The sequence below is a fragment of the Clostridium neonatale genome, from assembly GCF_001458595.1.
Classification (GTDB): Bacteria; Bacillota; Clostridia; order Clostridiales; family Clostridiaceae; genus Clostridium; species Clostridium neonatale.
Genome location: NZ_LN890328.1, coordinates 2,360,110 through 2,375,130 on the forward strand (window position 1 = coordinate 2,360,110; position 15,021 = coordinate 2,375,130).

Sequence of the window (15,021 nt, forward strand, 5' to 3'; positions counted from 1 at the left end):
TATTTAATTTACAAATTATAGTATATATTATATCAAAGTTTATCTAAATAAAAAAGTCATAATCTATTCATATTATATAGATTATGACTACCATTATTATTATTTAGTTAAATCATCTAATTTTGTTTAAGATAATTTTTATTTGTGTTTATTTTTTGTTTCCAAACATAAAATGCTATTTTAAATAGACATGCATCATTGAATTTTCTAATATCGCATCCTGTATACTTCTGAATTTTATCCAAACGGTATATTAATGTATTTCTGTGGACATATAGTTGTTTTGCCGCTTCACTTAAATTAAGATCAAGCTTCATAAATGTTTCTATTGTTTTGATTATATCTTCATCCATTTGTGAAAATGCTTCCTCAAATTTTTCATTAATCTTGACCTTAATATCATCATTTAGCCCCTCAAGCATTTCTTCAAAAAGCAAATCTTCCTGACTATATATATTATTTAATATCTTATATTTTTTTCCTAGCTCTATTTTATTCATACATTTTAAATATATAGACATCAGATTTTCATAATCATCTATTTTGCTATAACTGATATAACATTTTTTATAAACAGAAGTATTTATTGTTTCATTTATACTTGATACATGCTCTTCAATATCTTCAAATACACCAATTAAATTTATACTTTCATTATACTTTAATATTATTACTTCAGTATTATCATAAATATTTTTAAGAGCTTCTATGGCCTCTTCTAATTTTTCTCTTATATTTATAGAAATTAAATATGTAATATTCTCAGAATAAGGTAAATCGTCAATTTTTTCTTTAGTAACAAAATTATTATTTAATAAATCTACTACTACTTTTTCTTTGTTACTATATTTATCTTTATATTTTGTTTTAATACAAAACTCAATAAATTTTAGTGCATCTTTATGATTTTTTTCTATCTCTATAACGATTTTATTTTTTCCCATAAAAAATGTATGCTCGCTGAAGTCTTTGGAAGAATCTACAGGATTAGTTTCAAAAACACTTTCTCCGTCTACATATACATTAAATGGCAGTTTACAATTATCATATATTTCATTAAGATATCCTACTAATCCCTCCATAAAATCACCTCTACCTATTAAATATGCTACCAAATATTATTATTTAGTAGCATATTAAAAATTATTTATATTTTTATTTTAACATATTCTTAATTCTGATTCTTTATCAAATACATGAATATTTTCTTTTTCTACAAATAATTTTATAGAATCTTTTGGTTCAAATTTAGTGCTTCCATCAACTCTTGCAGTCATGCTATTTTCACCACATTTGAAGTAAATATAACTTTCTGATCCCATACGTTCTACAACTTCAACATTTCCGCCAATAGTTACTGTAGGATTATCTTTAACAAGAGCTTCATTGTCATCTAAGTGCTCAGGTCTTATTCCAAATACAACTTCTTTTCCAACATAACCTTTATCTTTCAATATTTTAGCTTTTCCTTCTACTATTTCTATGTTGTTACCTTCAATACTTGCAAATAATTTTCCATCCTTTTCAGCAACTGTTCCATTAAGTAAATTCATTTGTGGACTTCCTATAAATCCAGCAACAAATAAATTATTTGGTGTATTATATATATTTAAAGGTGTATCTACTTGTTGAATTAAACCATCTTTCATAACAACTATTCTGGTACCCATTGTTAATGCTTCTATTTGGTCATGTGTTACATATATAAATGTTGTTGCTAAATCTTGATAAAGTTTAGAAATTACAGTTCTCATTTGAACTCTTAATTTTGCATCAAGGTTTGATAATGGTTCGTCCATTAAGAATACCTTTGGTTCTCTTACAATAGCACGTCCAAGAGCAACTCTTTGTCTTTGACCTCCTGATAATGCTTTTGGTTTTCTATCCAATAGATGTTCTATATCTAATTTTTTAGCTGCATCTCTAACTTTTCTATCTATTTCATCTTTAGGTGCCTTTCTTAATTTTAATGCGAATGCCATATTATCATATACTGTCATATGTGGATATAATGCATAGTTTTGGAAAACCATCGCTATATCTCTTTCTTTAGGTTCTACATCATTAACTAATTTTCCACCTATATATAATTCACCTTTTGATATTTCTTCAAGTCCTGCTATCATTCTTAAAGTTGTTGATTTACCACATCCAGATGGTCCAACAAAAACTATAAACTCTTTATCTGCTATTTCTAAATTAAAATCTTTTACCGCAGTTACATCTCCTGAATATATTTTGTAAATATGTCTTAATGATAAATCTGCCATATTTATTTCCTCCCTTTATTTCAATGACTTTTTATTTTAAATTTTATTTCTTGTTCTTTCTACAAGTTTATTTTACTACATGTAATCCTTTAAATTCTATATTCAAATATTACAAAAGTAATAATGCTTTTTTGTAAGATGATATAAAGGGTTATTTGAAATTACATTATTAATTATTTTATCTTAGTTTATATTACTTTATAAATACTATAATATTATCAGCAAAAAATATTCTAAAACTAAATATTTTTTACTTGACAATTTTAATCATATAAGTTATTATCTTATTGAGAATGATTTTCATATCTAACTTTTACTTGTTAGATGATGTTTAATTCGTTAATTTTTTATGAAATGCATAACAAATTATCCATGTAAAATAACATACGAGCATAGAACTCATCAATAGCTTTATGTTAACAAAAGACTCCTTTTTAGAAAATATATATAATGCTCCAAAGTAATATATATTTATATTAAATATCTTTTAATATTTTGTAATTAACCAAATAACCTATTCTTAAATATTCCACACTATTTAAGAATATCAAATCAAATTTATAATTTAGACATGCACACACCTAGATTATAAATTATATACATTTCATAAAATTGTTAAAACTGTGTAGATTAAATATATAATCTATGCAGTTTCTTTTTATTCTTTTTATTCTTTGTAAATTTTATTACCTCTAATGCTTCTGAATTTAATAAAATAAAAATCCAATAAGAAAAACACTAGGCGTTAACCTAGTGTTTTCCATGTATGCAAGATAAGCCATAAGCCGAGTTCTGTATTAAGCAATCATCTATCTAGGCTCATTGTTGCCAATAAGCTCAAGCGACACACCCAGAGGCGGGACGGGCAGCCCCTATATGCCTCTCTATTCGGTCTTGCTCCAAGTGGGGTTTACATAGCCGTGAAGTCGCCATCACGCTGGTGAGCTCTTACCTCGCCTTTCCACCCTTACCTATATAATAGGCGGTATATCTCTGTTGCACTATCCTTCAAGTCACCTTGACTGGACGTTATCCAGCACCCTGCCCTACGGAGCTCGGACTTTCCTCTCCTAGATCTAGTCTAGCAGCGATTGCACGTCTCACTTGCAAAGTATATATTATCATAAATTTAATAAGTATACAAACATTTTTTCAATGTAATTTTTTCCAATTATTATATTAATAAAAATATTATCATTAACAAAACAATAATTATTAACCCATATAAACTAACACCACAAAATAATAATGTCAATAATATTATACATCCTACAATTATCTTAGGATAAAAAAGTATCATCCATGGTGATCTAAAAGGTACAAATGGTGGAATACCTCCTAATGGTCTTCTTCCACACCCACCATTCTTACCTCTAAATAAGCCTCTTACAGCTTCTTTACCATGTTTGAACATATTCCTAAAGTCTTTTTTTAAATGATCTCCTGAGTCCCCCATGTTCTCCTCCAAACATATAATTGCTATAATAATTATATGCTTTTTGACATTAATTAATTCTAAATTTAAAAAATTTCATATGGATCTTTATTTGTTTCTGATTTTATAAATTCTATATCTTTAAATTTTTCTTTTAAGAAATCTAAGGTTTTTAAAAATGCTAAATATTCAGTTTTAAAATGTCCAGCATCTATTATGCTTATATTCATTTCCTTAAAATCAGAAACAAAATGATATGTTGTATCTCCTGTTATTATACAGTCTGCACCTAACTTTTTTGCTTCATAAAAATAATCTTGTCCGCTACCATTTATTACTGCTATTGTATTTACTTTATCGCTACCTTTAGCTACACGTAGTCCCTTTATATCTAGCTTATTTTTAATTATAGAAACTAAATCATCCAACGACATAGGTTCTTCTAATCTTATTAATCTTCCTATTCCACATTTTCCATTTTCAGATTCTTTTTCATCTATTATTAAGCTTGATTTAAATCCTAATAAGTTTACAAGCACATCATTTATTCCGTTTTTCGTACTGTCTAAATTAGTATGGCAAGAATATAAGCTAATATCTTCTTTAATAAGAGATATTATTTTATTTCCCAAAAGATCATTTGTAGTTATGCTTTTAGGCTTTTTGAATAGTAACGGATGATGACTTATTATCATATCAGCATTATTCTCTATAGCTTCTCTAATAACATCATTTGTACAATCTAAAGCTAATAATACCTTACTAACATGTTTGTCATCTCTTCCAACCATCAATCCTACATTGTCATAATCCTCCATAAGATATTTTGGTGCAAATTTTTCAATTTCCTTTGATATATCTTTTACAGTATTCATCTTTACTACCTTTCATTTAAAAATCTTTTAAAAATTTTTCTAGGATTTCATTCTTTCTTATAAGCTGTTTCTTTCTTTCTTTAGCATGCTCAGTGTCATCATTAATAAAGTTTAATATTTTATTATTCTTTTCAACTTTATCTTCTATGTAACTTTTTAATGTTTCTGTTCTTTTCTTTAACATAACAGGACTTATTTCATAAAATACATCTTCAAGCTTAGTAATATTATTTTTTTTATATTTTACTTTAAATAGCTCATAATATTTTCCTTCATCTAAACAAATATCTTCATCTATTATTTCATATTCATGCGTATATAAATATTCTCTAAGCACTTCGGGATTTTGTGCTGGCTGTAATACTAAGTAATCTACATCCTTAACCTTATCTAAATCAGCCTCTAGTATATCTCTAATTAAATTCCCTCCCATTCCTGCAATAATTATCCCCTGAACTTCTTTGCTCTTTAATGTCTTTAAGCCTCCACCTAGCCTTAAATCTACTTTTTCTATGACTCCATCTAAACTTGCATTTATTCTAGCTTTTTCTAGTGGTTCCTTATTTATATCCGATGCAATAACCCTGCTTGCAATATTATCTTTAATTAATTTTATTGGTATATATCCATGATCTGTTCCAACATCTATTATAGTTTCACATTTATCTACTTTTTCTAATATCCAATTTAATCTTTTACTTAATTCCATATTGTTCACCATTCTTCATATTTTTTTATTTCTAATAATTATAGTTGAAAGAAGCACCTTCTTTCAAAGGTGCTTAATCTAAATAATCTTTTAACTTTTTACTTCTTGATGGATGTCTTAGCTTTCTTAATGCTTTTGCTTCAATTTGTCTTATTCTTTCTCTTGTTACATTAAATTCTTTACCTACTTCTTCAAGAGTTCTTGCTCTTCCATCATCAAGACCAAATCTTAATCTTAATACTTTTTCTTCTCTAGGAGTTAGTGTATCTAACACATTTATTAATTGTTCTTTAAGCATTGTAAATGCTGCTGCTTCAGCTGGTGCTGGTGCTTCATCATCTGGAATAAAGTCTCCTAAATGAGAATCTTCTTCTTCACCTATAGGAGTTTCTAGTGAAACTGGTTCTTGTGCTATTTTTTGAATTTCACGAACCTTATCTACTGGTAAATCCATAACTTTTGATATTTCTTCTGGGAATGGATCTCTACCAAGTTCTTGCAATAATTGTCTTTGTACTCTTATAAGCTTATTTATAGTTTCAACCATATGAACTGGAATTCTAATTGTTCTTGCTTGGTCTGCAATAGCTCTTGTTATCGCCTGTCTAATCCACCATGTAGCATAAGTTGAGAATTTATATCCTTTTCTATAATCAAACTTCTCTACAGCTTTTATAAGACCTAAGTTACCTTCTTGAATTAAATCCAGAAATAGCATTCCTCTTCCAACATATCTTTTGGCTATACTTACAACCAATCTCAAGTTTGCTTCAGCTAGTTTCTTTTTAGCTTTTGGATTACCTTCTTCAATTTGTTTTGCATATTCTATTTCTTGTTCAGAAGATAATAATGGCACCTTTCCGATTTCTTTCAAATACATTCTAACCGGATCATCAATTGCTATCCCTTCTGGAACTGATAAATCTAAATCTTCATTTAATTCTTCTGCCTCATTAACATCATCACCAATTATCTCTACACTCATTGCTTCTAATGCTTCATATATCTTTTCTATTTGTTCTGGAGTTAAATCAATATGATCCATTGCCTCCATTATTTCTTTATATGTTAATGAACCATTCTTTTTACCTCTTTCAAGAAGTTCTCTTACTTCATTCATTTTTGCATTTTTATCTTTTTCTGACTTTCCCTTTATTGCTTCACCTTTAACTTTTTGTTCCATTAAATTTGCCTCCTTCCGCTACAACCTATTAACCTCATCATTTTACTTTAAGTTGTTTGGACAATCTAATTAATTCCATCGCAATCTCTATAGATTCCTCAATGTTCCCTTTTTTTTCTAATTCACTTTGTTTCTTTTTCAAATCATCAATTTGAATTTTCAATTTAAAACTTTTGATTTGCTCTATGTAATCTTTGATTTGTTTATCAGAATTACCTAAATTTAATATATTTTCTTCTTTTATCTTTGTATATTCTTTAGAGCTTTCAATATCATCACATCTACTCTCTATATAAGAAGAGATATTATTAGTATTGTTCTTTTTAGCTTCTATTATTAATGAATATATCTTATTATGTGAATCCAATATAAAATTATTTTCATCTAAGTTATCAACTATTTCATCATAAAATTCATAATCTATCATAAGTTTAAGTAATGCTCTTTCTGCTTTTAAATATGCAGGTTCTACATATAATTTTGTTCCAAAATATCCCTTTTTATTCAAAAAGTCATTTTCTTTTTGATTTTTTGACATTACCTGTGAAAGTAAGTCATATAATGCCTGTTCTTTAATAGATGTCTCTTCTGAAATCTTTTTAATATACACATCTTTTTCTATAGGATTTACACTTGCCAAAATCTCAGCAAATTTTTCTCCAAAAGTTATGAGTTCATTTCCATCTTTAAAATTTACTCCTTGAGATGCTTTCTTTATTCTGTACTCAATCAATGGTAATGCTTCATCAATCAATCTTAAAAATGCTTCTTTACCATTATTTCTTACGAACTCATCTGGATCTTTACCTTGTGGAACTGTAAGAACTTTTATTTCAAATCCAGCGTTTTTTAAGATTTCAAGCCCTCTTAGAGTTGCTGTCTGTCCTGCAACATCAGCATCATATGATATTATAACTTTGCTAACATATCTCTTTAAAAGGCGTGCCTGATTTACTGTAAGAGCTGTACCAAGTGATGCTACTACATTTGTTATACCAGCCTGATGTAATGCTATTAAATCCATATAGCCTTCTACTATTATTATGAAATCTTCTTTAAGATTATTTTTTATAGCAAAATTCAATCCATAGAGATTAATTCCTTTTTGGAAAATAATTGTTTCAGGTGAATTCAAATACTTAGGTTTAGAATCATCCAAAACTCTACCACCAAACCCAATTACATTTCCTTTCACATCAAATACAGGAAACATTACTCTATTTCTAAATCTATCATATAAATTTCCTTTTTTTTCACTCCTTAAGATTAACCCTGCCTCTAAAAGTATTTCTTCTTTATATCCCCTTTTTTTTAAATAATTCATTAGAGCATGCCAGTTATCTAATGAATATCCTAATCCAAAGCGTTTTATTGTTTCTTCTTTTATACCTCTGTTCAAAAAGTAATCTTTTGAGTATTTGTTTTTTTGTAAATTAGCAAAAAAATACCTAGCACTATCCACATTAATTTTATACATTAGTTGCTTTTTTTTTGATACAGCACTATTTTCCTTACTTCCCATATTAAGTGTAATACTAGCTTTATCCGCCAAATACTTTGCTGCCTCTAAAAAATTTAACTTTTTATATTTCATAATAAATGTCAATACATTTCCTGCCTCTCCACATGAAAAACATTTATATATCTGCTTATCTTGAGAAACAGTAAATGATGGACTTTTGTCATTATGAAACGGACATAATCCGATATAGTTTCGCCCACTTTTCTTTAATCTTATATCTTCTGATATTATTTCAACTATATCATTCTGCTCTTTTATTTTTTCAATTAGTTCTTGTGGTATTTGCAAGGAGTATTCCTCCCTCCTCCACTGTTTTTTTCAACAATTATTTAATATTCGACATTTTATCAATTATTCCTTCTTATTTACTTATAAATATTAATTTTAAATGGCGTATGTAAGTAAATAATAAGTTATTTAATATTATCATTAATAATAATAATTCTTTCTTTTAGTTAAAACTCCTCTTTTCATTTTTGATTTTAAAACAACACTCCTCTAATCTATAACTAATTTAGGAACAAAAAGTTTATTAAACAATAGTAAACAATAATCATCACTCATCCCTGCTATATAATCGGCAACACCTCGCTCTAATCCTTCCTCATTCACTATATTCATATATATTTCCGGCATTTCACTTGGATTTTTAGTAAAATACTCTATAAGCTCATTTAATACAAATTTTGCTTTTTTCCTTTCATTCTTTAATGTTTCTCCTAAATATATATTTTTAAACATATATCCTCTTAATTCATTCATTGCTTCATTTATTTCATTACTTAACCCTATAGCCTTAATACCATTTTCAAGATTTTTATTTGAATTATTTATAAAATCGTATATTAATGTTCTGAGTCTTTCATCTGAACTATCCCCTAAAACTTTGACTATTTCTTTTGGTATATCATCTTTACTTAAAAGTCCAGCTCTTATAGAATCATCTATATCATGATTTAGATATGCCATCTTATCACTAAATTTAACTACAATACCTTCTAATGTTATTATATCTTTTGTTGTTCCAAGACCACTATGATGTAATATTCCATTAATAACTTCTTTCGTCAAATTAAGGCCTTTCCCTTCATTTTCTAGTCTAGTCACTACTCTAACACTCTGCTCATTATGTCTGAATCCACCTTTTAAATATTTATTTAAAACTTCTTCACCATTATGTGCAAAAGCTACATGGCCTAAATCATGACCTAATGCTATTGCTTCAATCAAATTTTCATTTAATCCAATTCCCACTCCAATTGTTCTTGCTACTTGTGATACTTCAAGTGTATGTGTAAGTCTAGTTCTATAGTGATCGCCTTGGGTTTTAATATATACTTGTGTTTTATGCTTTAAACGTCTAAAAGATTTACTTTGAATAATTCTATCCCTATCAATCATGTAACATGTTCTAATATCATCTTCTTTCTCTTCTTTTTCTCTTCCCAATGAATTCTTAGAAAATGCTGCCTCTTTTATAAGTGTCAAGCTTTCAAATTCTTGAATTTTTTCTTTCACGCCCATATATAATCACCTCTAATTATATATTCTATATTTATCACCATATTCCTTTATTTATTACCACTACTTATTATTTGCAATAATTTAGAAATAATATTCACATAATAATTTTTTATTCTTTTATTTAATTCTTTATGTATATTACTACCATATTCTTAATATTATTAATAATGAAGATTTTTCTTAAAATGATAATTTGCAAAGGAGATTGCATATGAATAATGAAGTTCCGCCTTCATCAAATTATAATTTATCACCTGAAATTATTAAGCAAAAAGTTCTACCATTTTACAACTTAAAAAATGCAAAAGTTTCAATGGTTAAATTTAAAGATAGCGATAAACAAAGAGCCGTCTACAAAATAACTAACGATGAAAAAAACTACTGTTTAAAAAAAGTCTATTATAATAAAAATGATTTATTATATGTATATTCTGCTATTGAGTGGCTTTATCAAAATAATATAAATGTACCCAAACTATTACCTACTGTTAATAATGGTAGATTTATATCACATGATAATATGTTATTCATTTTAACCCCTTGGATTGAAGGTGAAAAATGTAGCTTTGATAATAACAATCACGTTAGCCTTTCGATAAAAACGTTAGCAAATATTCATTCAGTATCTAAAAATTTTTATCCTATAAACAATAATTCCTCAAAAATTGGTTTTGATGATTATTACATATCTACTCTAAAGCATTTTCAAGATTTACTTAAATCCTCTAATGATGCATTTAAATATAAAGATAGTTTTTCAAAAGACTTTTTAGATAACTTTGATGTTAATATTAAGCTGGCAAAGATATCTTTATATCTGTCTAGAAATATAGATAAAGAGCTTTTATCAACTGCTCTATGTCATGGTGATTATGTAAATAAAAATATTATTTTTACTGATTCCAATAATGTATGGATAATTGATTTTGATAAATGTAAAGAAGATTATTGTGCACGTGATTTATCATATTTTATGAGAAGAATACTTAAAAGAGAAAATACAAATTGGGATTCTGATTTAGCAATATCTATTTTAAAAGATTATACTTCAATAAAATCACTTTCATCTTCAGATTTAAAATATATAGTATCATATATTTGCTTTCCTCAGAAATACTGGAAAATTTCCAGAGATTACTACAGAAATATTAAACGATGTAATAAATTAGCTTTCAAAAGATTATTATCAACTGCAACTTTAAAAAGCAAAAATCAATATAAATTTGCTTTAGAAGTAATAAACAAAGTTGAGAATGAGTTTAATATCTCTTTAATATAAAAAAACCTGTCATATGACAGGTTTTTTTATATTAACTATCTTGGATTTTTTACTTGTGCTTGTGCTGCTGCAAGTCTTGCAAGTGGCACTCTAAATGGTGAACATGATACATAATTAAGTCCTATATTATGGCAGAATTCAATTGATGAAGGATCTCCGCCATGCTCTCCACATATTCCTAAATGGATGTCTGGACGAGTAGACTTTCCTTTTTCTACTGCTATCTTAACTAATGATCCTACACCAGTTTGATCTAGCTTTCCAAATGGATCTTGTTCGTAAATTTTCTTATCATAATATGCATTTAAGAACTTAGCAGCATCATCTCTTGAGAATCCAAATGTCATTTGAGTTAAATCATTTGTTCCAAATGAGAAGAATTCTGCTTCTTTAGCAATCTCGTCAGCTGTTAATGCAGCTCTTGGAATTTCTATCATTGTGCCTACTTTATAATTTAAAGTTACACCTTTTTCTGACATAACTTCTTTAACTGTATTTACAATTACATCTTTTACATATTTCAATTCTTTAATTTCACCAACAAGAGGAATCATTATTTCAGGCACTATATTATAGCCCTTGCTTTGATTAACTTCTATAGCTGCTTCTATAATTGCTCTCGCCTGCATTTCTGCTATTTCTGGATATGAGACTGCAAGACGACATCCTCTATGTCCCATCATAGGATTGAATTCGTGTAAGCTTTGAACTGTAGCCTTTAACTCATCAAAAGTAACACCCATTTCAGATGCTAATGCCTTAATATCTACATCTGTGTTTGGTAAGAATTCATGTAATGGTGGATCTAGTAATCTAATAGTTACTGGTTTTCCTTCAAGTGCTTCATATATTCCTACAAAGTCTTCCCTTTGCATTGGAAGTATTTTATCTAATGCAGCTTTTCTTTGTTCAACATCTTTTGATATAATCATTTGTCTAACAGCCATTATTCTATCTTCTGCAAAGAACATATGCTCTGTTCTACAAAGGCCTATACCTTCTGCTCCAAATTCAACAGCTTGTTTAGCATCTCTTGGACTATCAGCATTAGCTCTAACTTTTAAACTTCTTATTTCGTCTGCCCATGCCATAAATGTTGCAAAATGTCCTGTTATTTCTGGTGCAACAGTTTTAATCTTTTCGCCATATACATTACCTGTTGCTCCATCTATTGAAATATAGTCATCAGCAGTATAAACTTTTCCATCTACTTCGACTATTCTCTTTTCTTCATCAACTTTTAAGCTTCCACAACCAGCTACACAGCAAGTTCCCATTCCTCTAGCAACAACTGCTGCATGAGATGTCATACCTCCTCTTACTGTAAGTATACCTTTTGCTGCAATCATACCTTCTATATCTTCTGGTGAAGTTTCAAGTCTTACAAGAACTACATCTTCTCCAAGTGCTGCTCTTTCCTTAGCTTCATCAGCACTGAATGCAATCTTACCACATGCTGCTCCTGGTGATGCTGGAAGTCCTTTTGCGATTGGATTAGCTTTCTTTAAATCTTCAGTATAGAAAGCTGGATGCAATAATGAATCTAACTGTTTAGGTTCAACCTTCAATATTGCTTGTTCTTTTGTAAGCATACCTTCTTCAACTAAATCAACTGCAATCTTAAGTGCTGCTTGTGCTGTTCTTTTACCATTTCTTGTTTGTAAGAAGTATAATTTTCCTTCTTCTATTGTTATCTCCATATCTTGCATATCTTTATAGTGATTTTCTAATTTATCAACAATTGCTTCAAATTGCTCATATATCTTAGGAGCTTGTTCTTGTAATTTAGATATTGGAAGTGGTGTTCTAATACCAGCAACAACGTCTTCACCTTGTGCATTCATTAAATACTCACCATATATAGCTTTTTCTCCTGTTGCTGGGTTTCTTGAAAATACAACCCCTGTACCTGATGTATCTCCTTTATTACCAAATACCATTTGCTGAACATTTACAGCTGTTCCCCATTCACCTGGTATATCATTTAATCTTCTATATACTATAGCTCTTGGATTGTCCCATGATCTAAATACAGCAGTTACCGATTCTATTAATTGAACCCTTGGATCTGATGGAAATTCTTCGCCTTTTTCTTTCTTATAAATTTCTTTAAAACTAACTACTAAATCTTTTAAATCATCTGCTGTTAAATCCGTATCAAATTCTATGCCTTTTTCTTCTTTTAATTCATCTATTTTATTTTCAAATAATCTTTTTTCAATACCCATAACAACATCTGAAAACATTTGAATAAATCTTCTATATGAATCATAAGCAAATCTTGGATTATTTGTAAGACTAGCTAAAGCTTCAACTGCAATATCATTTAATCCTAAATTTAAAATTGTATCCATCATACCTGGCATTGATACTCTAGCTCCTGATCTAACTGAAACTAGCAATGGATTTTGATTATCTCCAAATTTCTTTCCTGTTTCTTCCTCAAGCTTTCCTAGACATTCATAAATTTGTTCAATTATCTCATTAGAAATAAGTTTTCCATCTTCATAATACTTATTACATGCTTCAGTACTAACTGTAAATCCTCCCGGAACCGGTATTCCAAGATTTGTCATCTCAGCTAAATTTGCGCCTTTACCTCCAAGCAAATTCTTCATTGAAGCATTTCCTTCACTAAATAGATAAACGTACTTTTTTGTCATTTCAATACTCCCTCTCTTCTTCATTAAATTTCTCACCATTTTTATATATACTATCGATAACAATTTGTATCGTAGTTACCCATATAATTTAAAATTATTTATTAACTTCTCCAAGCTTAACAAATAATTTTGTTATATTAGTTTTAGAAACCTTACCTATTATTTGTATTATATTTTTACCCTCATTATTCATATAACTCTTAACTACAGGAATGCTATCAATCTCATGTTCAATAATCTTTTTAGCCAAATCATAAGCATTGTCATTTTCATTGGCACAAATTATATTCGGCATTCTTGTCATTATTACTCCTACTGGTACTTTGTGAATATCTGTTCCACCTATCGAAATTTTAAGAAAGTCTTTTCTTGAAACTGCACCAGTAAGTACTCCATTATTTTCTACAAATAAAGTTCCTACATCATTTAAAAATAAGAATACGATTGCATCATATACCATTGTATCTTCACTTACAGTAATCGGTTTAGACATTATTTCTGAAACCTTAATTTTACTTATGTATTCATAAACCAATCCTGCTGATGATTCTCCTAGGTATACATATCCAACCTTAGGTCTTGCTGCTAACGTACCTATCATAGTTAAAACAGCTAAATCAGCCCTAAGGGCTGCTCTAGTTACACCCAATCTTTCAGCTAAAGCTTCACTAGTTATTGGTTGATTTTCTTTTACTAAACTTATAATTTCCTCTTGTCTAGATGATAAATTCATATCATACCTCTTTCTATAAGCAAAAGAAATATTTAGCTTTTATCCATATATTTCTTGATACAATCTAATTATACCATTTTATTTCATTTTTACTAGACTAAATTTTCAGAAAAATCAAATAAATTCGCCAAACATTTCTTTTATACTTATTTCATTTTAACTTTAATCTCATTTTTATCCAAATTAATACATATTAAGCTCTTACTTGTCAGAATCTTCTTCATCAAATTTTACAGTGTAACTATATATTGTTTCACCGCCTGTATAAATTTTCTCTTTATTTTCATCAGTAAATATAGGATTTTCCTTTTTAACTTCATTAACTTTATTTTTTACTTTTCCTGCTATATCACTAGCCTTCTCTTTAACGTCACTAGCCACTTTAGAAACATATTTATTAACAACCTCAACAGTACCGTCTTCTTTTGTGATCTCTATTGTTATCTTAGTTGCTATGGCAGCAATTAAAGCGGCAGCAAGTATTGGTGGTATTATAATTCCTATAACTGTTGCTGCAACCCCTGCATTCACTGGAATGTCTGCTAATTCTTTTTCATCTTTTTTTATTTTTATTCTTGTAACATTGCCTTTATCAATCAATTCTTTTATATAGGCTTTTAATTCATCTACAGAAACTGAACTCTTATTATTTTCTTCGTTTTCACTATTATCTTCATCCACTATTTTGGGTTGATTTTTTTCTATATATATTAGGGCCTCTAATACATCACCATTACAAAATTCTAATGCTTCTTTAGCTTCTTCATAAGTAACATTTGTTCTATCCTTGACCATATCAACTTTTTCTAGAGTTATATTTTCCATAAT

The 15,021-nt window shown here is 28.5% G+C and carries 12 protein-coding genes and 1 other RNA gene; 1 reads left to right on the plus strand and 12 read right to left on the minus strand.

The genetic code is table 11. The annotated features are described in order from the left end of the window. Window positions 1-116 precede the first annotated feature (116 nt). The 9 genes from BN2920_RS17565 to BN2920_RS17600 form a co-directional block, all read right to left on the minus strand. The gene (locus BN2920_RS17565; protein WP_058296269.1) at window positions 117-1,082 is read right to left on the minus strand and encodes a PucR family transcriptional regulator; all 966 of its coding nucleotides are present in this window, start codon (window positions 1,080-1,082) and stop codon (window positions 117-119) included. A gap of 78 nt (window positions 1,083-1,160) precedes the next feature. Beyond that, window positions 1,161-2,270, minus strand: coding sequence for an ABC transporter ATP-binding protein (locus tag BN2920_RS17570; protein ID WP_058296270.1), 1,110 nt, complete (start codon window positions 2,268-2,270; stop codon window positions 1,161-1,163). Window positions 2,271-3,035: 765 nt separating this feature from the next. Then, window positions 3,036-3,377: RNase P RNA component class A (rnpB, locus tag BN2920_RS20815), an RNA gene on the minus strand. A gap of 67 nt (window positions 3,378-3,444) precedes the next feature. Next, window positions 3,445-3,726, minus strand: a complete 282-nt coding sequence (locus tag BN2920_RS17575) for a hypothetical protein (RefSeq protein ID WP_058296271.1) — start codon at window positions 3,724-3,726, stop codon at window positions 3,445-3,447. Window positions 3,727-3,791: 65 nt separating this feature from the next. Further along, window positions 3,792-4,580, minus strand: coding sequence for a Nif3-like dinuclear metal center hexameric protein (locus tag BN2920_RS17580; protein WP_058296272.1), 789 nt, complete (start codon window positions 4,578-4,580; stop codon window positions 3,792-3,794). Window positions 4,581-4,596: 16 nt separating this feature from the next. Beyond that, window positions 4,597-5,289: a tRNA (adenine(22)-N(1))-methyltransferase gene (locus BN2920_RS17585; RefSeq protein ID WP_058296273.1), complete on the minus strand. Its 693-nt coding sequence runs from the start codon at window positions 5,287-5,289 to the stop codon at window positions 4,597-4,599. A gap of 73 nt (window positions 5,290-5,362) precedes the next feature. After that, window positions 5,363-6,472: an RNA polymerase sigma factor RpoD gene (gene rpoD / locus BN2920_RS17590; protein ID WP_058296274.1), complete on the minus strand. Its 1,110-nt coding sequence runs from the start codon at window positions 6,470-6,472 to the stop codon at window positions 5,363-5,365. A gap of 37 nt (window positions 6,473-6,509) precedes the next feature. Further along, window positions 6,510-8,282, minus strand: coding sequence for a DNA primase (gene dnaG, locus BN2920_RS17595; RefSeq protein WP_058296275.1), 1,773 nt, complete (start codon window positions 8,280-8,282; stop codon window positions 6,510-6,512). 210 nt (window positions 8,283-8,492) lie between these two features. Next, window positions 8,493-9,518 (minus strand): deoxyguanosinetriphosphate triphosphohydrolase, encoded by a 1,026-nt coding sequence (locus tag BN2920_RS17600; RefSeq protein ID WP_058296276.1) that lies wholly within the window; start codon window positions 9,516-9,518, stop codon window positions 8,493-8,495. Between the two features lie 211 nt (window positions 9,519-9,729). Here BN2920_RS17600 and BN2920_RS17605 point away from each other — a divergent pair, with 211 nt between their 5' ends. After that, window positions 9,730-10,797, plus strand: a complete 1,068-nt coding sequence (locus tag BN2920_RS17605) for a CotS family spore coat protein (protein ID WP_058296277.1) — start codon at window positions 9,730-9,732, stop codon at window positions 10,795-10,797. Window positions 10,798-10,832: 35 nt separating this feature from the next. On the opposite strand, the gene ppdK is transcribed toward BN2920_RS17605, so the two are convergent. The 3 genes from ppdK to BN2920_RS17620 all read right to left on the minus strand — a co-directional run bounded on the left by ppdK (window position 10,833) and on the right by BN2920_RS17620 (window position 15,018). Further along, a complete protein-coding gene (gene ppdK, locus BN2920_RS17610) occupies window positions 10,833-13,460 on the minus strand; it encodes a pyruvate, phosphate dikinase (RefSeq protein ID WP_058296946.1) in 2,628 nt (875 codons plus the stop codon). 94 nt (window positions 13,461-13,554) lie between these two features. After that, window positions 13,555-14,193, minus strand: a complete 639-nt coding sequence (ccpN, locus tag BN2920_RS17615) for a transcriptional regulator CcpN (RefSeq protein ID WP_058296278.1) — start codon at window positions 14,191-14,193, stop codon at window positions 13,555-13,557. A 201-nt stretch (window positions 14,194-14,394) separates the two neighbouring features. Next, window positions 14,395-15,018, minus strand: a complete 624-nt coding sequence (locus BN2920_RS17620; RefSeq protein ID WP_058296279.1) for a DUF4342 domain-containing protein — start codon at window positions 15,016-15,018, stop codon at window positions 14,395-14,397. Window positions 15,019-15,021 lie beyond the last annotated feature (3 nt).